This window comes from Actinacidiphila polyblastidii (assembly GCF_036353415.1).
In the GTDB taxonomy this organism is placed as follows: Bacteria; Actinomycetota; Actinomycetes; order Streptomycetales; family Streptomycetaceae; genus Actinacidiphila; species Actinacidiphila polyblastidii.
The window spans coordinates 236089-257750 of sequence record NZ_JAZEWV010000005.1; the positions used below are offsets into that span (position 1 = coordinate 236089).

The 21662-nt window shown below is 73.2% G+C and carries 23 protein-coding genes; 8 read left to right on the forward strand and 15 right to left on the reverse strand.

Translation table 11 applies throughout. From position 1 onward, the window contains the following. The first annotated feature begins 70 nt into the window (after window positions 1–70). Window positions 71–1381, forward strand: coding sequence for a PTS transporter subunit EIIC (locus V2S66_RS09405; RefSeq protein ID WP_330794086.1), 1311 nt, complete (start codon window positions 71–73; stop codon window positions 1379–1381). A 36-nt stretch (window positions 1382–1417) separates the two neighbouring features. On the opposite strand, the gene V2S66_RS09410 is transcribed toward V2S66_RS09405, so the two are convergent. The 8 genes from V2S66_RS09410 to clpS form a co-directional block, all read right to left on the reverse strand. After that, complete coding sequence (locus V2S66_RS09410; protein WP_330794087.1) at window positions 1418–2170, reverse strand: MBL fold metallo-hydrolase; 753 nt, start codon at window positions 2168–2170, stop codon at window positions 1418–1420. A 219-nt stretch (window positions 2171–2389) separates the two neighbouring features. Then, entirely contained in the window at window positions 2390–3340 is a 951-nt protein-coding gene (locus tag V2S66_RS09415) for a PLP-dependent cysteine synthase family protein (RefSeq protein ID WP_330794088.1), read from the reverse strand. After that, on the reverse strand, window positions 3340–3618 hold the full coding sequence (locus V2S66_RS09420; protein WP_330794089.1) for a MoaD/ThiS family protein: 279 nt from the start codon (window positions 3616–3618) through the stop codon (window positions 3340–3342). Before V2S66_RS09420 ends, V2S66_RS09415 begins: the two co-directional genes overlap by 1 nt. Before the next feature lie 110 nt (window positions 3619–3728). After that, window positions 3729–3833, reverse strand: coding sequence for a putative leader peptide (locus V2S66_RS09425; RefSeq protein WP_330794090.1), 105 nt, complete (start codon window positions 3831–3833; stop codon window positions 3729–3731). A gap of 59 nt (window positions 3834–3892) precedes the next feature. After that, complete coding sequence (locus V2S66_RS09430; RefSeq protein WP_330794091.1) at window positions 3893–4303, reverse strand: M67 family metallopeptidase; 411 nt, start codon at window positions 4301–4303, stop codon at window positions 3893–3895. A 27-nt stretch (window positions 4304–4330) separates the two neighbouring features. Continuing rightward, complete coding sequence (locus tag V2S66_RS09435; RefSeq protein ID WP_413966341.1) at window positions 4331–5863, reverse strand: amino acid permease; 1533 nt, start codon at window positions 5861–5863, stop codon at window positions 4331–4333. Between the two features lie 87 nt (window positions 5864–5950). Then, window positions 5951–6514, reverse strand: a complete 564-nt coding sequence (locus V2S66_RS09440; RefSeq protein ID WP_330794092.1) for a DUF2017 domain-containing protein — start codon at window positions 6512–6514, stop codon at window positions 5951–5953. Continuing rightward, window positions 6514–6825, reverse strand: coding sequence for an ATP-dependent Clp protease adapter ClpS (gene clpS, locus V2S66_RS09445; RefSeq protein ID WP_330794093.1), 312 nt, complete (start codon window positions 6823–6825; stop codon window positions 6514–6516). The genes V2S66_RS09440 and clpS overlap by 1 nt, the downstream gene beginning before the upstream one ends. An 89-nt stretch (window positions 6826–6914) precedes the next feature. On the opposite strand from clpS, the gene V2S66_RS09450 reads away from it, so the two are divergent. Then, on the forward strand, window positions 6915–8249 hold the full coding sequence (locus tag V2S66_RS09450; RefSeq protein ID WP_330794094.1) for a nicotinate phosphoribosyltransferase: 1335 nt from the start codon (window positions 6915–6917) through the stop codon (window positions 8247–8249). A gap of 143 nt (window positions 8250–8392) precedes the next feature. Continuing rightward, window positions 8393–8986: an isochorismatase family protein gene (locus V2S66_RS09455; protein WP_330794095.1), complete on the forward strand. Its 594-nt coding sequence runs from the start codon at window positions 8393–8395 to the stop codon at window positions 8984–8986. 19 nt (window positions 8987–9005) lie between these two features. Here V2S66_RS09455 and V2S66_RS09460 read toward each other — a convergent pair whose 3' ends face one another. After that, window positions 9006–9338, reverse strand: coding sequence for a hypothetical protein (locus tag V2S66_RS09460; protein WP_330794096.1), 333 nt, complete (start codon window positions 9336–9338; stop codon window positions 9006–9008). Window positions 9339–9453: 115 nt separating this feature from the next. Next, window positions 9454–11868: an immune inhibitor A domain-containing protein gene (locus V2S66_RS09465; protein ID WP_330794097.1), complete on the reverse strand. Its 2415-nt coding sequence runs from the start codon at window positions 11866–11868 to the stop codon at window positions 9454–9456. Between the two features lie 360 nt (window positions 11869–12228). On the opposite strand from V2S66_RS09465, the gene V2S66_RS09470 reads away from it, so the two are divergent. Then, window positions 12229–12507: a hypothetical protein gene (locus tag V2S66_RS09470; RefSeq protein WP_330794098.1), complete on the forward strand. Its 279-nt coding sequence runs from the start codon at window positions 12229–12231 to the stop codon at window positions 12505–12507. A gap of 1 nt (window position 12508) precedes the next feature. On the opposite strand, the gene V2S66_RS09475 is transcribed toward V2S66_RS09470, so the two are convergent. The 3 genes from V2S66_RS09475 to V2S66_RS09485 form a co-directional block, all read right to left on the reverse strand. Further along, complete coding sequence (locus V2S66_RS09475) at window positions 12509–12982, reverse strand: RDD family protein (RefSeq protein ID WP_330794099.1); 474 nt, start codon at window positions 12980–12982, stop codon at window positions 12509–12511. Window positions 12983–13057: 75 nt separating this feature from the next. Further along, the gene (locus tag V2S66_RS09480; protein WP_330794100.1) at window positions 13058–13861 is read right to left on the reverse strand and encodes an RDD family protein; all 804 of its coding nucleotides are present in this window, start codon (window positions 13859–13861) and stop codon (window positions 13058–13060) included. A gap of 75 nt (window positions 13862–13936) precedes the next feature. Beyond that, window positions 13937–15190 (reverse strand): RDD family protein, encoded by a 1254-nt coding sequence (locus V2S66_RS09485; protein WP_330794101.1) that lies wholly within the window; start codon window positions 15188–15190, stop codon window positions 13937–13939. 268 nt (window positions 15191–15458) lie between these two features. On the opposite strand from V2S66_RS09485, the gene V2S66_RS09490 reads away from it, so the two are divergent. Beyond that, window positions 15459–15947, forward strand: a complete 489-nt coding sequence (locus tag V2S66_RS09490) for an SsgA family sporulation/cell division regulator (protein ID WP_330794102.1) — start codon at window positions 15459–15461, stop codon at window positions 15945–15947. A gap of 60 nt (window positions 15948–16007) precedes the next feature. Here V2S66_RS09490 and V2S66_RS09495 read toward each other — a convergent pair whose 3' ends face one another. Continuing rightward, the gene (locus V2S66_RS09495) at window positions 16008–17381 is read right to left on the reverse strand and encodes an FAD-binding oxidoreductase (RefSeq protein WP_330794103.1); all 1374 of its coding nucleotides are present in this window, start codon (window positions 17379–17381) and stop codon (window positions 16008–16010) included. A gap of 70 nt (window positions 17382–17451) precedes the next feature. Next, the gene (gene hppD, locus V2S66_RS09500; protein ID WP_330794104.1) at window positions 17452–18585 is read right to left on the reverse strand and encodes a 4-hydroxyphenylpyruvate dioxygenase; all 1134 of its coding nucleotides are present in this window, start codon (window positions 18583–18585) and stop codon (window positions 17452–17454) included. Window positions 18586–18708: 123 nt separating this feature from the next. On the opposite strand from hppD, the gene V2S66_RS09505 reads away from it, so the two are divergent. The 3 genes from V2S66_RS09505 to V2S66_RS09515 all read left to right on the forward strand — a co-directional run bounded on the left by V2S66_RS09505 (window position 18709) and on the right by V2S66_RS09515 (window position 21401). Further along, window positions 18709–19179 carry an Lrp/AsnC family transcriptional regulator gene (locus tag V2S66_RS09505; protein WP_330794105.1) on the forward strand — a complete coding sequence of 157 codons (471 nt, stop codon included), beginning with the start codon at window positions 18709–18711 and terminating at the stop codon, window positions 19177–19179. Between the two features lie 140 nt (window positions 19180–19319). Next, the gene (locus tag V2S66_RS09510) at window positions 19320–19976 is read left to right on the forward strand and encodes an ArsR/SmtB family transcription factor (RefSeq protein WP_330794106.1); all 657 of its coding nucleotides are present in this window, start codon (window positions 19320–19322) and stop codon (window positions 19974–19976) included. Between the two features lie 78 nt (window positions 19977–20054). Beyond that, window positions 20055–21401, forward strand: a complete 1347-nt coding sequence (locus tag V2S66_RS09515) for an MFS transporter (protein WP_330794107.1) — start codon at window positions 20055–20057, stop codon at window positions 21399–21401. Window positions 21402–21662 lie beyond the last annotated feature (261 nt).

A 21662-nucleotide genomic window follows, 5' to 3' on the forward strand; every position in this document is an offset into this window, starting at 1 on the left:
CTACATGTTAGAAACAGGTCTACACCACTGACTGGTATAGACCTGCTTTCGTATGACGTGAGGGAATCCGATGACGACGGCTACGGCCTCCGCCCCCGGGGCGGCACCCGCGAAGAAGCGGGGTTCCGGCCTGTTCCAGGGCCTGCAGAAGGTCGGCCGCAGCCTGCAGCTGCCGATTGCCGTGCTCCCGGCCGCGGGCATCCTGCTCCGGCTCGGCCAGGCGGACATCCACGACAAGTTCCACCTGCCGACCGACGTCACGCGGATCTTCGCCGGCGCCGGCGGCGCCCTGCTGGACTCCTCGTTCGGCCTGCCGCTGCTGTTCTGCGTCGGCGTGGCGATCGGCTTCGCCAAGAAGGCGGACGGCTCCACCGCGCTCGCCGCGATCGTCGGCTTCCTGACGTACTACGCGGTGATCCACCAGTTCCCGATCGACCCCGGCACGCCCGGCATGACCTACACCGGGACCGGGCTCGGCGGCGGCATATGGCAGAAGGGCGACACCACCGTCGTCGCGAGCTTCCAGAACCCGGGGGTGCTCGGCGGCATCATCCTGGGCCTGCTGACCGCGGTGCTGTGGCAGCGCTTCCACCGCACCCGGCTGGTCGACTGGCTCGGCTTCTTCAACGGCCGCCGGCTGGTGCCGATCCTGATGGCGTTCACCGGCACCGCGCTCGGCGTCCTGGTGGTGGCCGGCTGGAAGCCGATCGGCGACCAGATCACCCACTTCGGCACCTGGATGACCGGCCTCGGCTGGGTCGGCGCCGCGCTGTTCGGCCTGATCAACCGGGGGCTGCTGCCCATCGGCATGCACCAGTTCGTGAACGCGGTGGCCTGGTTCCAGATCGGCGACTACAACGACAAGGTCCACCACGTGGTGGCGCACGGCGACCTGAACCGGTTCTTCGCACACGACCCGACCGCGGGCCAGTTCATGTCCGGCTTCTTCCCGATCATGATGTTCGGCCTGCCGGCCGCCGCCCTGGCCATCGCGCACACCGCGCGGCCCGAGCGCCGCAAGGCCGTGACCGGCATGATGATCTCGCTCGCGCTGACCTCGTTCGTCACCGGCGTGACCGAGCCGATCGAGTTCTCGTTCATGTTCATCGCGCCGCTGCTGTACGTGATCCACGCCGTGCTGACCGCGGTGTCGATGGCGGTCACCTGGGCGCTGGGCGTGCACGCGGGCTTCACCTTCTCCGCGGGCTTCATCGACTACGCGATGAACTGGAACCTGGCCACCAAGCCGTATCTGATCATCCCGATCGGGCTGTGCTTCGCGGCGGTCTACTACGTCGTCTTCCGGTTCGCCATCGTGCGGTTCGACCTCAAGACCCCGGGCCGTGAGCCCGAGGAGGAGGTCGAGGACGTCACCCGCTGACCGCCGGATCTCGGGGACCGTCGGGCCTCGTGGACGTCAGACCTCGTAGACCGCGCCCGCCTTCGCCAGGTCCACCGGACCGGCGAAGGCGGTCTGCGCGTCCCGGAGGCTGACCGCGGGGTTGGTCCACGGCGGGATGTGGGTGAGCACCAGCCGGCCGGCGCCGGCCCGGGTCGCGACCTGCCCGGCCTCGCGGCCGTTGAGGTGCAGTTCGGGGATGTCCTCCTTGCCGTGCGTGAAGGACGCCTCGCACAGGAAGAGGTCCGCGTCGGCGGCCAGGCCCTGCAGCGCCGCGCACGGGCCGGTGTCGCCGGAGTACGCCAGGGTGCGGCCCTCGTGCTCGATCCGGAAGCCGTACGCCTCCACCGGATGGCTGACCGCGTCCGCGGTGACGGTGAAGGGCCCCAGCCGGAAGCTGCCCGGCGTCAGCGTGCGGAAGTCGAAGACCTCGCTCATGCACTTCTCGTCCGGCACGTCGCCGTAGGCGATGTTCAGCCGGCGCTCGGTGCCGGCCGGGCCGTAGACGGGGATGGCGGACGCCGGGCCGCCGTCGTGGCGGTAGTAACGGGCCACGAAATAGCCGCACATGTCGATGCAGTGGTCGGCGTGCAGATGGCTGAGTACCACCGCGTCGAGGTCGTACAGGCCGCAGTGCCGCTGGAGTTCGCCCAGCGCCCCGTTGCCCATGTCGACCAGCAGCCGGAAGCCGTCGGCCTCGACGAGGTAGCTCGAGCAGGCCGAGTCCGCGGACGGGAACGAGCCCGAGCAGCCGACGACGGTGAGCTTCATGCCGGGAAACACCTCCGTGGGCGCGCCGCATCCCCCCATTCCGGCTGGGGTGGGGGCGGGCGGGACCGTCCGCCTGTCCTGGAAGGGTAAGCGTCCGCTGCGGCCGCCGCTCCTCCACGGCGCTCCGTTGTGGGCGGAATCACCAGGACGGGCGGGCGCCAGAACACCCGCCCGCCCCACGGCCGCGGTCCCCGCCGGGACCCGGTGCCGCCCCGGCGGTCAGGCCCAGAGCTGGCCGTGCAGCGCGGCCACCGCGGCCTCGGTGGAGGGCGCGGTGTAGATCCCGGTCGACAGGTACTTCCAGCCACCGTCGGCGACCACGAAGACCACGTCGGCGCGCTCCCCCGCGCGCAGCGCCTTGTTCGCCACCCCGAGCGCCGCGTGCAGCGCGGCGCCGGTGGACACCCCGGCGAAGATGCCCTCCTGCGCGAGGAGTTCACGGGTGCGGCGGACCGCGTCCTGCGAGCCGACCGAGAACCGGGTGGTGAGCACCGACTCGTCGTACAGCTCGGGCACGAAGCCCTCGTCGAGGTTGCGCAGCCCGTAGACCACGTCGTCGTAGCGCGGCTCGGCGGCCACGATCGAGACGCCCGGGACCTTCTCGCGCAGGAAGCGCCCGACGCCCATCAGCGTGCCGGTGGTGCCCAGGCCCGCCACGAAGTGGGTGATGGTGGGCAGGTCGGCGAGGATCTCGGGGCCGGTGCCGGCGTAGTGCGCGCCGGGGTTCGCGGCGTTGCCGTACTGGTAGAGCATCACCCAGTCGGGGTGCTCCGCGGCCAGCTCCTTGGCGACCCGGACGGCGGTGTTGGAGCCGCCGGCCGCGGGCGAGGAGATGATCTCCGCGCCCCACATGGCCAGCAGCTCGCGCCGCTCGGCGGAGGTGTTCTCCGGCATCACGCAGACGATCCGGTAGCCCTTGAGCCGGGCGGCCATCGCCAGCGAGATGCCGGTGTTGCCCGAGGTGGGCTCCAGGATGGTGCAGCCGGGGGTGAGCACCCCGTCCGCCTCGGCCCGCTCGATCATGTGCAGCGCGGGCCGGTCCTTGACCGAGCCGGTGGGGTTGCGGTCCTCCAGCTTCGCCCAGACGCTCACGCTGTCGGACGGTGACAGGCGCGGCAGGCGGACCAGCGGGGTGTTGCCGACCGCTGCCAGCGGGCTGTCGTAGCGCATCAGCGCGATCCCCCGGCGACGGCCGGCAGGATCGTGACGCTGTCGCCGTCGGCGACCTTGGTGGAGATGCCGTCGAGGAAGCGGACGTCCTCGTCGTTGAGGTAGACGTTGACGAAGCGGCGCAGCTCGCCGCCGTCCACGATCCGCTCGCGCAGGCCCGCGTGCCGGCTGTCGAGGTCGGTGAACAGCTCGTCGAGCGTGCTCCCGGCGCCCTCCACGGCCTTGCTGCCGTCGGTGTAGGTGCGGAGGATGGTCGGGATGCGGACCTCGATGGCCATGGCTGCGCTCCTGTGAGTGCGGTCGGCGTGCTGCGGGAGGGGTGGTGCGGGCGCTTCGGGTGCGGGCGCTTCAGGGGCGGTCGCCCCGGGCGCGTGGCGGTGCGGGCGGGTCAGGCGCGCGGACAGGCCGCACTCGTACGGCGGCACAGGTCGACGTGCAGCCGCGCCACGAGCAGCGAGCCCGGCGCCGTGTCGCGCACGTCGAGGAGAACCATGGGGTCATCGTATCGATTCCCGCCCGCGGCCCGAGGAGCGCGTCCCACCATCCGGGACGTCAGGTGTACGAGGCGACCACTTCGACCGGTTCTTCCGTGACCTGTCCGTCCACGATGCGGAACGAGCGGAACTGGAACTCCTCCGCGGTCGACACCAGCACGTAGTGCGCACCCGGCTCGTTGGCGTAGGAGACGTCGGTGCGCGAGGGGTACGCCTCGGTCGCGGTGTGCGAGTGGTACACGACCACCGGCTCCTCGTCGCGGTCGTCCAGGTCGCGGTAGAGCTTCAGCAGGTCGGTGGAGTCGAACTCGTAGAAGGTGGGCGAGCGGGCCGCGTTCAGCATCGGGACGAACCGCTCGGGGCGGCCGCTGCCCTCAGGGCCCGCCACGATCCCGCACGCCTCGTCGGGGTGGTCGGCGCGGGCGTGCGCCACGATCGCGTCGTACACGTCCTGGGTGATGGTCAGCATGCGGGAAAAGTAACAGGGGCCGCCGGCTCACCTGGCGGCGGCGTCGGACGCCGGACGGTCCGGGCGGCGGCCGAAGGCGGCGGGATCGCGCCGGCGCAGGAACGCGTACCCGGTGCACAGCGCGAGCGCCCACACCGGGACGCCGTACAGCGAGACCCTGGCCTGCGCGTCGGCGCCGATCAGCACCACGACCACGGCCAGGAACACCAGCGCGCACCAGCTGGCGGCGGCCCCGCCGGGCGCCCGGAACCACGCGGGGGCGGCCCGTCCGGCGCGCACGGCGGCCCGGTAGCGGATGTGCGCGGCCAGGATGACGCCCCAGGTCCACACCCCGGCGACGGTGGCCATCGCGGTGATGTAGGTGAACGCCCCATGCGGATCGACGTAGTTGAGCCACACCCCGGTGCTCATCACGGCCACCGAGGCGAGGATGCCGGGCGCGGGGGTGCGCCGGGCGGTGAGCCGGGTGAAGACCTTCGGGCCCTGCCCGTTGGCGGCCAGGTCGCGCAGCATCCGGCCGGTGGAGTACATCCCGGAGTTGCAGGAGGACAGCGCCGCGGAGAGCACCACGAAGTTGACCACGCCGGCGCCGAAGGGGATGCCGGTCCTGGCGAAGGCGGCCACGAACGGGCTGACGCCCGGCTGGAACTCGGTCCACGGCACGATGCACAGGATGACGGTCAGCGCGCCGACGTAGAAGAGCACGATCCGCCACGGCAGCGTGTTGATGGCCCGCGGCAGGGTCCTGCGCGGGTCCTGCGCCTCCCCCGCGGTGACGCCGACCAGCTCCACCGCCACGTACGCGAACATCACGATCTGCAGGGTCAGCAGGGAGCGGCCGACGCCGTTCGGGAAGAAGCCGCCGTCGCGCCACAGGTGGCCCACCGAGGCGGTGTCGCCGGCCGCGCCCAGGCCCAGCGTGAGCACGCCGAGGCCGATCAGGATCATGCCGAGGATCGCCGTCACCTTGATCATCGACAGCCAGAACTCGACCTCGCCGAAGAGCCGCACCGAGATCAGGTTGGCGGCGAAGAGCACCAGGAGGAAGCCGAGCGCGGCGAGCCACTGCGGGACCGCCGGCCACCAGTACGCCAGGTAGGTCGCGGCCGCGGTCACCTCGGCCATCCCCGTCACCACCCACATCAGCCAGTACGTCCAGCCGGTCGCGAACCCGGCGAAGGGGCCCAGGAACTCGCGGGCGTAGTCGGCGAAGGAGCCGGAGACCGGGCGGTAGGCGAGCAGCTCGCCGAGCGCCCGCATGATGCAGAAGACCACCGCGCCGGCCGTCGCGTACATCAGGATCAGGCCGGGGCCCGCCTGGTGGATGGCGCGGCCCGCGCCGAGGAAGAGGCCGGTGCCGATGGCGCCGCCGATGGCGATCATCTGGACCTGCCGGCTCCCGAGGCCGCGCGCGTACCCCTCGTCGGCCTGCTCCCCGGTCTGTCCCCCGGCCTGCTCCCCGGTCTGTCCCCCGGCCCGCTGCCCGGCCGGGTCCCGGCCGGCACCGTCCGTGGTGGCCGGATCGTGCGCGGGCGGGTCCTGCATGGCCGAGTCCGTCATGGCGCATCCGTACCCGCCGGGGCCGCGCCCGCGTCGTCGCGGCGGCCACAGACACCGGAAAGGCCCAGCTCGCGGGTCCCGCGGGCGTCAGCCCAGCAGCGTCTCGACCAGCGACTCCTGCAGGCCGCCGAGCCACAGGTACGCCATCACCAGCGGCTTGCGCGGGTCGCTGTCGGGCAGCCGGTAGAGGCCGTCGCCGTCGTCCTCGGTGACCTCCAGCCGGGTGCCCAGGGTCAGCCGCAGGTCGTTGAGGGTGCCCAGCCACTGCCTGGCCTCGTCGGGGGTCAGCTTCAGGACCGGGCCGCCGGCGTCCAGCCCCCGGACCACCGCCAGCGCGTCCTCGCGCTTGCGGGCCCGCAGGTCGTTCTCGGTGAAGCGGCGGAACTCCGAGGCGTCGGCGCTCCCCTCGTAGGCGTCGGGGAACAGCCGGGCCAGCGCCGGGTCGTCCGGCGGCTTGCTCGGCCCCTCCGCGAAGAGCTGCGCGAGCGGGTCCTGGTCGGCGTCCGCGGGCTGCTCGCCGGGGCCGATCAGCTCCATCAGCTGCACGGTGAGGCTGCGCAGGATGGAGATCTCCACCTCGTCGAGCGCGATGGCGGCGCCGCCACCGCGCACCGGCTCGAAGGAGCCGGCGCGGGCGCGTCGGCGCGCCATCAGCGGTCCTGCGACAGGGTCGCCCACAGTCCGTAGCCGTGCATCGCCTGCACGTCGCGCTCCATCTCCTCGCGGCTGCCGCTGGAGACCACGGCCCGGCCCTTGTAGTGGACGTCCTTCATCAGTTTGGTGGCCTTGCTCTTCGAGTAGCCGAAGTACGCCTGGAAGACGTACGTGACGTAGCTCATCAGGTTGACGGGGTCGTTGTGGACGAGAGTCACCCACGGAACGTCCGGCTCGGGCACCTCGAAGGGCGCTTCGCTCGACTCGGGACGCTCGATCTCGGTGGGCGCGACAGTCACGTCTCCCATGCTGCCGCTCCTGTGGCGTGTCGCACAAATGGCCGCGGCGCGGCGCTAGATCTCGTCAGTCTGACGAAATGCGGGGTAGCATCGTCGCCATGAGCACAGCAGACCTGGGGCTGCCGGTGGACGTGCCGTCCACCGCCCTGTTCACCGACCGGTACGAGCTGACGATGCTGCAGGCCGCCCTGAGCAGCGGCGCCGCGCACCGCCGCTCGGTCTTCGAGGCGTTCACCCGCAGGCTCCCCTCCGGGCGCCGCTACGGCGTGGTGGCCGGCACCGGCCGCGTCCTGGACGCGATCGAGAACTTCCGCTTCGACGCGCCCGTGCTGGACTTCCTCGAACGCGAGGGCGTCGTCGACGGGCCCACCCTGGAGTGGCTGGCCGGCTACCGCTTCAGCGGCGACGTCTGGGGGTACCCCGAGGGCGAGGTGTACTTCCCCGGCTCCCCGGTCCTGCGGGTCGAGGGCACCTTCGCCGAGGCGGTGCTGCTGGAGACGGTGGTGCTGTCGATCCTCAACCACGACTCGGCGATCGCCGCCGCCGCCTCCCGGATGGCGGTGGCCGCGGCCGGCCGGCCGCTGATGGAGATGGGCGCCCGCCGCTCCCACGAGCTGGCCGCGGTGGCCGCCTCCCGCGCCGCCTACGTGGGCGGCTTCCGGTCCTCCTCCAACCTCGCCGCGGGCTTCCGCTACGGCCTGCCCACCATCGGCACCAGCGCGCACGCCTTCACCCTGCTGCACGACACCGAGCGGGACGCCTTCACCGCCCAGGTCGAGTCCCTCGGCCGCGGCACCACGCTGCTCGTCGACACCTACGACGTGGCGAGCGCGGTGCGGGCCGCGGTGGAGATCGCCGGGCCCGAGCTGGGCGCGGTGCGGATCGACTCCGGCGACCTGCTGCTGCTCGCGCACCGGGTGCGCCAGCAGCTCGACGACCTCGGCGCGAAGGACACCAGGATCGTGGTGACCTCCGACCTGGACGAGTACGCGATCGCGTCGATGGCCGCCGCGCCGGTCGACGCGTACGGGGTCGGCACCTCCGTCGTCACCGGCAGCGGGCACCCGACGTGCTCGATGGTCTACAAGCTGGTGGCCAGGGCCGGGTCCGACGCGGCGGACGCGCCGCTGGTGCCGGTGGCGAAGAAGTCGATGGGCGGGAAGACCAGCGTCGGCGGCCGCAAGTGGGCCGCCCGGCGGCTGGACGGGGACGGCGTCGCCGAGGCGGAGGTGGTCGGCAGCGGGCCGGTCCCGCCGGAGCTCGCCGAGCGGCTGCTGCTCGTGCCGCTGGTGCGCGGCGGGGAGATCGTCGGCCGCGAGCCGCTCGACGCGGCCCGCACCCGCCACATCGAGGCCCGCGCGGGCCTGCCCCTGTCCGCCGCCCAGCTCTCCCGCGGCGAGCCGGTCCTCCCCACCGAGTACGCCCTCGGGTAGCCGGGCGCGGCCCGGGTTCCCCAGGGGCGCGGGCCGGGGCCGGACGGGTGCGCGGGCGCGGGCGGGGGCCTACGCTCGGGGGCGACCGCGCCACACCTCACACACACCCCACACCCCACACGCCGAAGAGCGAAGAGGCCACGATGCACCGCGCACTGATCGTCGTCGACGTGCAGAACGACTTCTGCGAGGGCGGCAGCCTCGCCGTCACCGGCGGGGCGGACGTCGCCGCCGCGATCACGGACCTGATCGGCGAGTCCGCCGGGTCCGCGTACCGGCACGTGGTGGCCACCCGCGACCACCACATCGACCCCGGCCCGCACTTCTCCGCCGAGCCGGACTTCGCGGACTCCTGGCCGCCGCACTGCGTGGCCGGCACCGAGGGCGTCGGCTTCCACCCGAACTTCGCCCCCGCGGTCGCCTCCGGGGCGGTGGACGCCGTCTTCGACAAGGGGGCGTACGCCGCGGCGTACAGCGGCTTCGAGGGCCAGGACGAGAACGGCGGGACGCTCGCCGGCTGGCTGCGCGAGCGCGAGGTGACCGAGGTGGACGTGGTGGGCATCGCCACCGACCACTGCGTGCGGGCCACCGCGCTGGACGCGGCCCGCGAGGGCTTCACCACCCGGGTGCTGCTGGAGCTGACCGCGGCGGTCGCGCCGGCCACCACCGAGCGGGCGCTGACCGAGCTGCGCGCGGCCGGCGTGGAGCTGACCGGCGCGCCGGTCGTGCTGGGCTGAGGCCGGCCGAGGCCGCAGGCTACGGCAGGAGCGGCGGGGGCACCGGGCCGCTGACCCGGTTGAGCGCGGTGATCGGGTGCCAGGGGTCCGCGGTCCGCGCGTGGTAGTCGCGCCAGATCAGGCCGTCCGGGTGGTGCAGCACGGCGGTGATCTCGTCCGGCGTGGGCGGCTCCGCGTTGCCGCTGAGGCGGGCGCCGCGGAAGCCCAGGTTGCTCAGCCGGGTGAGCGCCCGCTGCCGGTTCTGGGCGTGCACGACCACGCGCACGGTGTGCTCGGCGTAGCCGGGGTGCGGCAGCGCCAGGGCGACGACGACCGTGCCGCTGGGGAGCCTGGTGAATCCGCCGACGGCCATGGTCACATCCTGGGGCCTCCGGCCGCCGCCCACCAGGGGACGACGGCCGGATGCCGCGTCGGCGCAGCTCAGGCGCCTTTCTCCGGTTCTTGCGCGGTGCGCCGCGCAGGTGCGGTCAGCGGTGCGCCGGGCCGACCTGCACGGTCATGGTGCCGCCGTCCAGCGCCTCACCGAGGATGGTGAGCCGGGTGTTGGTGTCGGGCACCTGCACCCCGCCGGTCGGGTTGGTGTCGTACCAGTACGTGCCGTAGTGGTCGTCGAAGACCGGGCTGCCGAGGTGGGCCGGGACCCGGGCGGCGACGCCGTCCGCGTGCAGCGTGAAGCCGTCGGACGGGTACCAGCTGAACGGCGAGTCGTACGCCTGGATGCGGTTGCGCATGATCGTGCCGTTGGACCACTTCAGCGGCTTGGCGTGCGCGTCGACCGGCAGGATCTGGCCGGAGCCGGGGTGGATGCCGACGTTGTTGTCCGCCTGGGAGGTGTCCCACAGCCAGACGACCAGGCCGTTCTGGTACGGGTAGTGCTCCACCCAGTCGGGCCGCGTGCTGGTCCAGCCGAAGTTGTACGGGCCGGTGGCCAGCGTCTTGTCGTAGCTGACGTACTGCCGGTTCTCCGCGATGTAGAACTCCGGGTAGTCGTTGGTGAACGACGCCCCGATCCGCGAGAAGCCCTTGGCGGTCCAGCCGTTGTCGTCGGTCTCGGCGCCGTCGCTGAGCACCGTCGCGCCGTCGGCGGTCACGGTGATCGCGTCGGCCGCGAAGCCCTTCTGGGCCACGCCGCCGTCGGTGAGGTAGCGGAAGCGCAGCTGGACCGTCTTGCCCGCGTAGGCGTCGAGCGGGAAGGACAGGTCCTCGTACGCGCCGGAGGTGCCGGTGAGCGCGGGCGCGTCGCTGCCGTCGCGCGGGATCGACTTGCCGTCGGCGGTGCCGTCCAGCGCGGTCCAGTTCGCGCCGCCGTCGGTGGAGACCTCGGTGTAGAGGTAGTCGTAGTTCTCCTCGATGTCCCACCATGCCTTGAGGTTCAGGGACGCCGTGGTCTTGCCGGTGAGGTCGACGGTGCGGGTGAGCGTGTTGGCGAGGTTGTCGCCCATGCCGCTCCACCACTGCTTGGCGCCCTCGGGGGGCGTCGCGACGCTGGTGGTGACCGCCTTGTCGGGCAGCTGGACGACCAGCGCCTGCTTGTCGGCGGTGTTGTACTCGGCGACGCCGAGCTTCGCGGTGGAGCGGGTCGCGGCCTTGGCCGAGGCGTAGTTGAGCCAGCCGAGCTGCAGCTTGTCCCAGGCGCTCATGTCGTCCGGCAGGTCGCCGATGGCGTTCTTGCCGGTGCCCATCCAGGAACCGGAGGACATCAGCGACCAGAAGCCGACGCTGGACTCGCCCGCGTAGGTGGTGTCGTACTCGTCGGGCAGGCCGAGGTCGTGGCCGTACTCGTGGGCGAAGACGCCCAGGCCGCCGTTCTCCGGCTGCAGGGTGTAGTCGCCGATCCAGATGCCGGTGTCGCCGATCTGGGTGCCGCCGGCCCTGTTGCCGGCCGGGCCGGTCCTGCCCGCGTCGGAGCCGTAGGCGTACCAGCGGTGCGCCCACAGGGCGTCCTCGCCCTGGACGCCGCCGCCCGCGGACTCGTCCTCGCCGGCGTGCACGATCTGGAAGTGGTCGATGTAGCCGTCCGGCTCGTTGAAGATGCCGTCGCCGTCGTAGTCGTAGCGGTCCCACTGGTCGTACGCCGACAGGTCCGACTTGATCTGCGCGTCGGTGCGGCCCTGCGCCTTCTGGTCGGCGACGAAGGCGGTGGTGGCGTCGCGGATCAGGTCCCAGGCGCTGGAGCAGGTGGAGGCGCCGCAGTAGTTGGAGCCGTAACGGGCCTCGTTCCAGGGCACCTTGACCCAGGCGGAGACCTCGCCGTCGACGGAGTAGCGGCCGGAGGACTGCTTCTCGTAGTACTTCGCCAGCGACTCCTTGTCCTTGTCGTGCGAGAAGTACAGGTCCTGGAAGTGCTGCTGGTTGTAATCGGCCTGCCAGGCCGTCGAGTTGTCGTTCGCCCGGTCGGGGGCGGCGATGGTGTTGTGGGCCGGGCCCGGGTCGCCGCCGTACTTCACCACCGGCGGCTTGGGTCCGTCCGGGCCGTCCGGGTCGTAGGTGGTGGTGCTGTCCACCTTGTCGCCGAACTCGGCGAGGATGGTGAAGATCTTGTCGGTCTTCTCCCGCCCGAGTTCGACGTACTTGCTCTTCTGGCCCTTGCCGTGGCCGAGTTGGACGACCCGGGAGCCGCCGCGCTGCTGGACCGTGGCGTCTCCGGAGACCACCTGCTGGAGCGCGGCGGCGTGCTCGGCGGCCTGCTGCTTGCTGAACGGCCCCGGCAGGTCGTGCGATTCGCTGGCCGCCGGGTCGTGTCCGGCCGCGGCGGGCGTGCCGGCCGCGCCCTGGCCCGGGGCCGCCGCGTAGGCGCCCGCCGCGGTGACCGCGGGCACCGCGAGGACGGCTATCGCGAGAGCCAAGGCCGCGGGTTGGGTGATCCGTCGCTGTCTCTTCAAGATTCTTTGACCTCCCCTTGAGGAAGGCCATTGGACCGGAGTGACGGGAGAAAAAACAGACCTTGACTTGACATGGCGGTGCCAGTACGGTGACCGGTTTCCGGGTCAACCGGTCCGCTCAGCGGACGGCATGAGATCTCGTCATATGCGGCCACCCGTGCGACCCCGTGCGCCCCCCTGTGCTCCGCACCGGAGGTAAGGCGACGCTTACCCGGCATCGCGTCCGGGCATGCCGAAACGTAGAGTTTCCGTGAACATCGCGTCCCCCGCGCGTCGTTCACCCGTACCGCCGTACCCGAGCCAGCCCTTGAGCTCCCGTCATGTGCCCCCGCATCGACGTACCCGAGGACGGAAACCGCCATGCCGCGTCCCACGACCGCGCAAGTCTTCTACGGCTCACTGACCGTCGTCCTGACCACCCTCGTGCTGTTGCTGGTCACCGACGCGCACTCCGGCGCCGCGGTCCTCGCGGTGGCCGCGGTCGGCCTCGCCCTCGGTGTGGCCGTCGCCGCGGTGCTGTCCGTGCAGGCCCGCCGCCCGGCCGCCCCGGCTCCGGCCCCCGCGCCCGCACCGGTGCCGCGCGCCCGGGTGGGCGGCGCCGCCGAGACGCGGGTGAGCGAGCCCTCGCTGCGGCGCTGACCTACACGGCCGAGACGACCACCGTCCGCGCCGCCCTGTCGTGCAGGCACTGCCGGTACGGCCGGTCCCACAGGCACCACAGCGAGTTCAGCAGCCAGAACAGCGGGCCGATCAGGATCGCGGTGAGGACGCCGGGCAGCGCGTAGACCGCCGCCCGGGTCCAGCCCGCGGGTCCCGGCACGCCGCCGTCGCTGAGCCGCGCGGCCCGTATCCGCAGCAGCACCTTGCCCAGCGTCTGGCCGCGCGCCGCGGTCATCGCGCCCTCGTACGCGAAGTACAGGACGAAGGTGAGCACCCCGACCACCACCTGCCGGCTCTGCGGCACGTCGCCGGGCCGGGACAGGTCGCCGCCGAGCACCGCGGCGCTCATCAGGAAGTCGAGTGCGACCAGGACCGCGGAGTCGATCACCCGGGCGAGGAAACGTTGTCCGACAGTGGCGAGCGGGGCCATCCCGGCGGGTTGCGCAGCGGTCATGGTGATCGAGTAAAGCAGCAGCCCGCGGGCCGGTACAGGGCGCGCGCACGCGCCCCGCACCCCCGCCCGCGCGGCTCAGCGCGCCTCGACGACGACGGTCTTGGACGCCTTCTCGTGCAGGCCCTGCCGGTACGGCTTGTCGAACACCACCGTGATGCCGATGATCACGAACCAGACGCAGCTGCAGCAGAACGCGGGCAGCCACAGGATCGCCGCGCGCACCGCGGCGGCCTGCGGGGTGGGCACGCTGCCGTTGTCGAGCATCGCGGCCCGCAGCCGCATCACCTTCTTGCCGACGGTCTGCCCGCCGCTCTTCGTCATGAAGAACTCGTAGAGGAAGCCGACGCCCGCGGTGAACACGCCGCCGACCGCCGAGCGGCCCGCGGTGAAGTCGCTGTCCTGGAGCCCGACCGAGGCCCAGTCCAGCAGGAAGGCCGGGATCAGCACGATGACGATGTCGATGATCCGGGCCATCAGCCGGCTGCCCGAGGGGGCGAGCGGCGGCATCCCGGCCAGCGGATCGGGCCCGCCGCCCTGCGGATTCTGGTCGTACGGGTTCTGGCCGTAGGGGTTCTGGCCGTAGGGGTTCTGGCCGTAGGGGTTCTGGCCACCCTGGCCGCCCTGGCCGCCCTGGCCGCCCTGGGGGTCCTGGCCGTACGGGTCCTGGTCGTTCGGGTTCCGGTCGTACGGGCCGCCGGGCGGCGGGGCGCCGTACGGGCCGGCGCCGTACGGGCCGCTCGGCGGGGGCCGGCCGGGCGGCGGCTGCCGCGGTGGGGGGTCCTGCGGCGGCGGGCCGGAGGGGCCGCCGGAGCCGCCGTCCTGCGGCCGTTTGGCAAACGGGTCGTCAGGGGACCCCGGCGTCGGCTCGTCGGTACTCATGCACCGAGTCAAACGCGGCGGCGGCCGGCCCGCGCGCCGCGCGATCCGTTCGGGGGAGGCGCCGCCGGCCCGCGCTCAGACCGCGGCGACGAAGGTACGGGCGGCCTTGTCGTGCCAGCACTGCTTCCACGGCCGGTCGAACAGGCACCAGGCGACGCCCACCACCCCGACCAGCAGGAGGTTCAGCACGGTCCTGGTCAGCCAGCGGCGCAGGCTCGCGCCGAACGCGGGAGGCAGCTGCGCCTCGATGTCCAGCACGCGCAGCCCGACCAGCCTCTTGCCCGCCGTGCGGCCCCACCGGGCGGTGGGCCACACCTCCAGCAGCACACCGGCCAGCAGGAAGACCACGACCACCGCGCCGAGTTCGGCGCCGGTCGTGCCGTCGAGCAGCCACACCTTGACCGTCTCGCCGGTCTGCTTGGCCTGGTCCACCTTGTCCTTGGCGTGGTGGTACGCCGCCGCGCCCAGCGGCACCGCCGCCGCCGCGGTCACGGCCCCCGCCAGCACGCCGTCGATCACCCGCGCGGCGAACCGGCGCAGCAGGCCGCCGGGGCGGTCGAGCGCGCGGTCCAGCCCGAACGGGTCGGCCGCCGGAGGATGCCAGCCGCCGCCCTCCCGGGCCAGCCCCTGCACCTGTGCGGCCCATCCCTGTCCGGGGTCCTGCGCGGGGGCCTGCGCCGGTGTCCGGGCCGGAGTCCGGGCCGGAGCCTGCGGGGCCGCCGCCGCGGACGGCTGCGCGGTGGGCAGCGGCTGGGGCTCCGGCTGCGCGGGCGGTTGGGGCTGCGCGGGTTGGGGGTGCGCGGGCTGGGGCTGCGCCTCGGCGCCCCAGGAGATGGCGGGGCGTTCGGTCGACGGCGGGGGGACGCGGGGCCAGGCCGGGACCTCACCGGACGCGGGCCGCGCGGCGCCGGAGTCCTCGGCGGCCGGCGGCAGTTGGTGCGGGCCGCCCTGCTGCGGAAGCGGATGCTCCGGGGGCTGCGGGGCCTGCGGGGCCTGCCACTGCGGAAGCCGGCGCTCGGGCAGGTGATGCGCCGCCTGCTGCGGGACGTGGGCGCGCGGCGCGGCCGGGTCCTCGTCCAGGTACACCGGCCCGGACTCGTCCGCCGCCGGCGTGCGGCCCTGCTCCGGGCCGGAGTCGCGGCCCTCACTCCCGTCGCCGCCACCCTCGCCGCCCGCGGCGGCACCGACCGGGGCAGGCCGGCTCGTGCCCGGCACCCAGGCCGAACCGTTCCAGTAGCGGATGTAGTTCGGGATCGACGGGTCCGGGTAGTAGCCGGGGACCGGCGAGGCGGAGGAAGAACCGGAGGAGCCAGACGTGGGTGCGCTCATGGTTCACGGATTCCGTATCTGCTCGGCCGGGGAGTGTACGTCCACATCTACCAGACCGGCGGACCCCTCGGGCCCGCCCTACCGCACACCACCCCGCGTTGCTTCGTCCCTACTCTCCCGGACCGCTCCGCGCCACGAGTTCTGGAAATGTGAACAAAATTCGGGGAACCCGCGTAATGGTGGGAGAGGCACGCGCTCTCTTCCAGGTGCAGGGCCCCGCCGCGCAGATCGCCGAGGGGCCACCGCGCCAAGGAAAGGACGTCGACAGATGCAGACCGTGGTGGAACGCGAACTCGAAATGCAGCTCGTCCTGTCGCCGGAACGCAGCATTCCGGTACCGGCCAGGCTGGCCTACCGCTCGGGCGACCCCTACGCGGTGCACATCACCTTCCACGTGGGCTCCGACGCGCCGGTGAACTGGACCTTCGCCCGCGAGCTGATCGTCGAGGGGGTGTTCAGGCCGTGCGGTCACGGCGACGTCCGGATCTGGCCGACCAAGGTCAACGGGCGCAGCGTGATCTGCCTGGCGCTCAGCTCCCCGGACGGCGACGCGCTGCTGGAGGCGCCGTCCTCCGCGGTCGCGGCGTGGCTGGAGCGGACCCTGCGCGCGGTCCCGCCGGGCACCGAGAACGAGCAGCTGAGCATGGACGACGGGCTCAGCGCGCTGCTCGCGCCGGCGGCCGGCGACGAGGCGTGGCTGCACGACCCCTCCCCCCGGCCGTCGGGGAGGGACGACACGCCCGACCCCGGTGTCTGAGCCCCTCCGGCCGCCGGGTCCCCTCCGGCCGCCGGGTCCCAGCCGGGGCCGGACGCCGGGTCAGAAGAGCTTGCCGGGGTTGAGCAGTCCGAGCGGGTCGAAGACCGCCTTCACGCCGCGCTGCAGCTCCGTCCCGGTCGGTCCGAGCTCCCGCGCCAGCCACTCCTTCTTCAGCACGCCCACCCCGTGCTCGCCGGTGATCGTGCCGCCCAGTCCCAGGCCGAGCGCCATGATCGCGTCGAAGGACTCGCGGGCCCGCCGGGACTCGTCCGGGTCGCGGGCGTCGAAGCAGACCACGGGATGGGTGTTGCCGTCGCCCGCGTGCGCGCACACCCCGATCGTCAGGTCGTACGTGCGGGCCACCGCGGCCACGCCTTCGAGCATGTCGCCGAGCCGGGCGCGCGGCACGCACACGTCGTCGATCATCGTGGCGGTGGACAGCCGTTCCAGCGCGGTCAGCGACAACCGGCGTGCCTGCAACAGCATTTCGGACTCCGCGGCGTCCTCGGCCGGCACCACCTCGGTGGCCCCAGCGGCGGAGCACAGGGCGCCGACCGCGGCGAGGTCGGCGGCCGGCTCCGGGGTGTCGAAGGCGGCCAGCAGCAGCGCCTCGGTGGTCTCCGGCAGGCCCATGTTCGCCATCGCGTTGACCGCGCGGATGGTGGTGCCGTCCATCAGCTCCAGCAGGGACGGCACATGGCCGCTCTCCATGATCGAGCAGACCGCCGCGCAGGCGGCCGCGGTGGACGGGAACTCCGCGGCGAGGGCGAGCTGCGGGGGCGGCGCCGGCCGCAGCGCGAGCACCGCCTTGACGACGATCCCCAGCGTGCCCTCGGAGCCGACGAAGAGCCGGGTCAGGTCGTATCCGGCGACCCCCTTGGCGGTGCGCCGGCCGGTGCTCAGCAGCCGCCCGTCGGCGAGCACCACCTCCAGGCCGAGCACGTACTCGGCGGTGACGCCGTACTTCACGCAGCACAGGCCGCCCGCGCCGGTGCCGATGTTGCCGCCGATGGTGCACATCTCCCAGCTGGACGGGTCCGGCGGGTAGCACAGGCCGCGTTCGCCGACCGCGCGGGACAGCACGGCGTTGACGACGCCGGGTTCCACGACCGCGATCCGCTCGACCGGGTCGATGTCGAGGATGCGGTCCATCCTGGCGGTGGAGAGCACGATGCAGTCGTCGGTGGCGTTGGCGCCGCCGGACAGGCCGGTGCGCGCGCCCTGCGGCACCACCGGCACCCGCAGCGCGGTCGCGGTGCGCATCACGTGCTGCACTTCCTCGACGGTGCGCGGCAGCACCACCACCGCGGGCGTGCCCGCCTCCGAGAAGCTCGCCATGTCGTGGCGGTAGGAGGCGGTGACCTCCGGGTCGGCAAGGACGGAACCGGACGGCAGTCCGGCGGTCAGCTCGGCGACGAGCTCGTGGTGCGGCATGGCACCAGCTTTCCACCGCGGGGTGCGCGATGAGAAGAGCCGCCATGCCGCGGGGCGGCCCCGGCCGGGCTCACAGATTGCCGCGGCGCTCCTGCTCGCGCTCGATCGCCTCGAAGAGCGCCTTGAAGTTGCCCTTGCCGAAGCCCATCGAGCCGTGCCGCTCGATCATCTCGAAGAAGACGGTCGGGCGGTCCTGGACCGGCTTGGTGAAGATCTGCAGCAGGTAGCCGTCCTCGTCGCGGTCGGCGAGGATCTTCAGCTCGCGCAGGGTGTCCAGCGGCACCCGGGTGTCGCCGACCCACTCGCCGAGGGTGTCGTAGTACGAGTCCGGGGTGTCCAGGAACTCCATGCCGGCCGCGCGCATCGCCCGCACCGAGGCGACGATGTCGTTGGTGGCCAGCGCGATGTGCTGGACGCCGGGGCCGCCGTAGAACTCCAGGTACTCGTCGATCTGGGACTTCTTCTTGGCCACCGCCGGCTCGTTGAGCGGGAACTTGACCTTGCGGGAGCCGTCGGCGACGACCTTGGACATCAGCGCGGAGTACTCGGTGGCGATGTCGTCGCCGACGAACTCCTTCATGTTGGTGAAGCCCATGACCCGGTTGTAGAAGGTCACCCACTCGTTCATCCGGCCGAGTTCGACGTTGCCCACGCAGTGGTCGACGGCCTGGAAGCAGCGCTTGGCGGGCGGCTCGACGATCGGCTGCGCGGGGGCGTACCCGGGCAGGTAGGGGCCGTCGTAGCCGGAGCGGTCGACCAGGGTGTGCCGGGTCCGGCCGTAGGTGGCGATGGCGGCCAGCACCACGGTGCCGTACTCGTCCTTCAGCTCGTACGGCTCCTCCAGGCCGGTGGCGCCGTGCTCGACGGCGTAGGCGTACGCCGCGCGGGCATCCGGGACCTCGATGGCGAGGTCGACCACGCCGTCGCCGTGCTCGGCCACGTGCTCGGCGAGGAAGCGGCCGTGCTCGGTGGCTGCTTTGACGACGGAGGTGAAGACGAAACGGGCGCTCCCGGACTCCAGGACGTAGGAGGCGGTCTCGCGGCTTCCGTTCTCCGGCCCGCGGTAGGCGACGCGGCGCATGCCGAAGGCGGTCGAGTAGTAGTGCGCGGCCTGCTTCGCGTTGCCCACGGCGAAGACGACGGCGTCCATGCCCTTGACGGGGAAGGTGTCCTCGGTCCCGGTGCTTGCGGTGAGTCCAGTCATGGGAAGAGCGTCTCCCCAGCGGTCAGGGTGCGCAATAGTTCCCGATTTCGCTGGACAGGCTGCACAGCCGAAGTCAGGATCGTACGGTCAATCTGCGCAGGATGACTAGAGGAGGGAGCCGGGATGGGGATCGACGAGCTGGACGGCCGGCTGATCACACTGCTGGACCGGGAGCCGCGGATCGGGGTGCTGGAGGCGTCCAGGCGGCTCGGCGTGGCCCGGGGCACCGTGCAGGCCCGGCTGGACCGGCTGCGGGCCACCGGCGTGATCCGCGGCTTCGGGCCGCAGGTGGACCCGGCGGCGCTGGGCTACCCGGTGACCGCGTTCGCGACGCTGGAGATCAAGCAGGGGCAGGGGCCCGACGTGCGCACGCACCTGGCGGGGGTGCCGGAGGTGCTGGAGCTGCACACCACGACCGGTGAGGGCGACATGCTGTGCCGCCTGGTGGCCCGGTCCAACGCCGATCTCCAGCGGGTGATCGACCGCGTGGTCGGCTTCGAGGGCATCGTCCGCGCGGCCACCGCGATCGTGATGGAGAACCCGGTGCCGCTGCGGATCATCCCACTGGTCCAGCAGGCGGCGCGGGACGCTTAGGCCGCGCGGCGTTCGCGCGGGCGGGGCGGTACGGCGGTGGGCAGTCGGGGCGGTACGGCGGTCGAGGGGCAGCGGGCGACCGCAAAGGTTCTTTGCAAAAGGTCTTTGCAAAGAACCTTTGCGGTCCTACGCTGCTCCTTGTGACCGCATCAGACCCCACTCCCCCGGCCGCCGGCGCCGCCGTCGACGCCACCGGCGGCGACGTCCTCCCGCTCGACCCGCGCTCGCTGCGCGCGCTGGCCCATCCGCTGCGCATGCGGCTGCTGTCCGCCCTGCGCGACCACGGCCCCGCCACCGCGTCCAGCCTGGCCGCGCGGCTCGGCGAGTCCAGCGGCGCCACCAGCTACCACCTGCGGCAGCTCGCCGCCCACGGCTTCGTCGAGGACGACCCGGACCGCGGCAACGGCCGCGAGCGCTGGTGGCGTGCGGTGCACCGCGGCACCTCGCTGGACACCGCGCGGAACTTCCTCGACCACCCCGACCCCGAGGTGCGCGGCGCGCTCGACACCTACCTGCACGAGGTGGCCACCGACCACGCCGCGCAGCTGGGCACCTGGCTCGGCACCCTCCAGGACTGGCCGGACGCCTGGCGCGAGAGCGGCGACCTGAGCAGCTTCACGCTGCGGCTGACGCCCGAACTCGCCGCCGAACTCGGCGCGAAGGTCCACGCGTTGATCGAGTCGTACCGCGGGCTGCTGCCCGAGCCGCCGGCCGGCGAGCATCCGCGCAGCCCCGCGGCGGACGGCTCGGCGACCGTCCGGCTGCACTTCCACGCCTTCCCGCGCCAGGCCGACTGACGCGCCGCGGGCCGCCGCCCGCCTTCCGCTCGCCGCGCCGCGCGCGCCGCACGCACCGACTCCCACGGGGGGACCCAGATGAGTACGTCCGCCATGCCCGCGCCCCTGCCGACGCCCGCGCGACCGGGCGGCCGCGACCGGCGGCCGCTCGCCCTGGTGCTGACCGCCAACGTCGTCTCCATCGCCGGCAGCATGCTCACCGTCGTGGCCGTGCCCTGGTTCGTGCTGGAGACCACCGGCAGCGCCGCGCGAGCCGGCCTGGTGGCCTTCGCCTCGACCCTTCCGGTGGTGCTCGCCGCGCTGCTGGGCGGCCCGCTGATCGACCGGCTCGGCCTCCGGGTCAGCAGCGTCGTCTCCGACGCGGTGTGCGCGGTCGCGGTCGCCGGGGTGCCGGCGCTGCACATGGCGGGCCGGCTCGGCTACGGATGGCTGCTCGTCCTCGTCGGCATCGCCGGGCTCTTCCACGCGCCCGGCGAGACCGCGCGCGAGGTGATGCTGCCCCGGCTGGCCGAGCGCGCCGGGACCACCATGGCGCGGGCCAGCAGCGCGTACGAGAGCGCCTCGCGCGGCGCCCGCATGCTCGGCGCGCCGCTGGCCGGCGTGCTCATCGCCGCGATCGGCGCGGCCGACGTCCTGCTGCTGGACGCGGCCACCTTCGCGGTCTCGGCGCTGCTGATCGGGCTGTGCGTGCGGGACGCCGCCGGGCGGCCCGGCGGCGGGCGCAAGGCGCGCGGCGGCCTCGCCGGCTACCGGGCGGAGCTGATGGAGGGGTACGCGTACCTGGTCAGGGCCCGGCTGCTGTTCGCGGTGGTGGCCATGGTGATGGTCACCAACGCGCTCGACCAGGCGTGGTCGGCGGTGCTGCTGCCGGTCGACGCCCGCACCCGGCTGGGCGGCTCGGTGAGCATCGGCGTGGTCTCCGGCACCTTCGCCGCGGCCGCGCTCTGCGGATCGCTGGTCTACGGCGCGATCGGCCACCGGCTGCCCCAGCGGGGGCTGTTCATCGGGGCGTTCCTGGTCTGCGGCTTCCCGCGCTCGGCGGTCGGTGCCTTCGTGCCGGGGCTGACGCCGCTCGTCGTCTCCTGCGCGGTGTGCGGCCTCGCGGCCGGCGTGCTCAACCCGATCATCGGCACCGAGATGGTCCGCCTCGTCCCCGAGCGGCTGCGCAGCCGGGTGTTCGGCGCGGTGACCTCCGGCGTCCTGATCGCCGTACCGCTGGGCGGCCTGATCGGCGGCTACGTGGTCCAGTACGCGGGGCTCACCGCCGGGATGGCGTCCGTCAGCGCGCTCTACCTGCTGACCACCCTCAGCCCGCTGGTCCTCCCCGCCTTCCGGCAGTGGGACAGCGCGGCCGCCACCCCCCACCCCGAGCTGTCGGCCAGGGCCGACGCGCTCCCCCTGGCCGACGCCAACCCCTCGGCGTGAACCGGGGGGCGGCCGTGGGGGCCGCCCGACCACCGAGCCCCCGCCCGGCGGCTGCCCCCGCGCCACGACCGGAGCCCGCTCCGGCGGCCGGGGCGTGACGCGCGGACGCCCGCGCCCGGCGGGTGCACCCGCGCCAGGACGCGGAGCCCGCTCCGGTGGCCGGGCCCGCGACCGGCCCGAAGGCCGGGCGACGCACGGGCGCCCGGGGCCGGCCGCAGGGCGAACCCCGGCCGGTGGCCGGGCGGCCAGGGCGGTTCGACG

Bases quoted from the DNA above. Each gene is read 5' to 3' on its own strand.
- V2S66_RS09480 (WP_330794100.1), bottom strand. From the start codon at position 13,861: ATGAGTACCGACGAGCCGACGCCGGGGTCCCCTGACGACCCGTTTGCC.
- V2S66_RS09425 (WP_330794090.1), bottom strand. From the start codon at position 3,833: ATGGTTCTCCTCGACGTGCGCGACACGGCGCCGGGCTCGCTGCTCGTG.
- V2S66_RS09430 (WP_330794091.1), bottom strand. From the start codon at position 4,303: ATGCTGACCATCACCCAGGACGTGTACGACGCGATCGTGGCGCACGCC.
- V2S66_RS09460 (WP_330794096.1), bottom strand. From the start codon at position 9,338: ATGGCCGTCGGCGGATTCACCAGGCTCCCCAGCGGCACGGTCGTCGTC.
- V2S66_RS09420 (WP_330794089.1), bottom strand. From the start codon at position 3,618: ATGGCCATCGAGGTCCGCATCCCGACCATCCTCCGCACCTACACCGAC.
- V2S66_RS09435 (WP_413966341.1), bottom strand. From the start codon at position 5,863: ATGACGGACTCGGCCATGCAGGACCCGCCCGCGCACGATCCGGCCACC.
- V2S66_RS09495 (WP_330794103.1), bottom strand. From the start codon at position 17,381: ATGCCGCACCACGAGCTCGTCGCCGAGCTGACCGCCGGACTGCCGTCC.
- clpS (WP_330794093.1), bottom strand. From the start codon at position 6,825: ATGGGAGACGTGACTGTCGCGCCCACCGAGATCGAGCGTCCCGAGTCG.
- V2S66_RS09485 (WP_330794101.1), bottom strand. From the start codon at position 15,190: ATGAGCGCACCCACGTCTGGCTCCTCCGGTTCTTCCTCCGCCTCGCCG.
- V2S66_RS09515 (WP_330794107.1), top strand. From the start codon at position 20,055: ATGAGTACGTCCGCCATGCCCGCGCCCCTGCCGACGCCCGCGCGACCG.
- hppD (WP_330794104.1), bottom strand. From the start codon at position 18,585: ATGACTGGACTCACCGCAAGCACCGGGACCGAGGACACCTTCCCCGTC.
- V2S66_RS09450 (WP_330794094.1), top strand. From the start codon at position 6,915: ATGAGCACAGCAGACCTGGGGCTGCCGGTGGACGTGCCGTCCACCGCC.
- V2S66_RS09470 (WP_330794098.1), top strand. From the start codon at position 12,229: ATGCCGCGTCCCACGACCGCGCAAGTCTTCTACGGCTCACTGACCGTC.
- V2S66_RS09475 (WP_330794099.1), bottom strand. From the start codon at position 12,982: ATGACCGCTGCGCAACCCGCCGGGATGGCCCCGCTCGCCACTGTCGGA.
- V2S66_RS09440 (WP_330794092.1), bottom strand. From the start codon at position 6,514: ATGGCGCGCCGACGCGCCCGCGCCGGCTCCTTCGAGCCGGTGCGCGGT.
- V2S66_RS09455 (WP_330794095.1), top strand. From the start codon at position 8,393: ATGCACCGCGCACTGATCGTCGTCGACGTGCAGAACGACTTCTGCGAG.
- V2S66_RS09405 (WP_330794086.1), top strand. From the start codon at position 71: ATGACGACGGCTACGGCCTCCGCCCCCGGGGCGGCACCCGCGAAGAAG.
- V2S66_RS09505 (WP_330794105.1), top strand. From the start codon at position 18,709: ATGGGGATCGACGAGCTGGACGGCCGGCTGATCACACTGCTGGACCGG.
- V2S66_RS09415 (WP_330794088.1), bottom strand. From the start codon at position 3,340: ATGCGCTACGACAGCCCGCTGGCAGCGGTCGGCAACACCCCGCTGGTC.
- V2S66_RS09410 (WP_330794087.1), bottom strand. From the start codon at position 2,170: ATGAAGCTCACCGTCGTCGGCTGCTCGGGCTCGTTCCCGTCCGCGGAC.
- V2S66_RS09490 (WP_330794102.1), top strand. From the start codon at position 15,459: ATGCAGACCGTGGTGGAACGCGAACTCGAAATGCAGCTCGTCCTGTCG.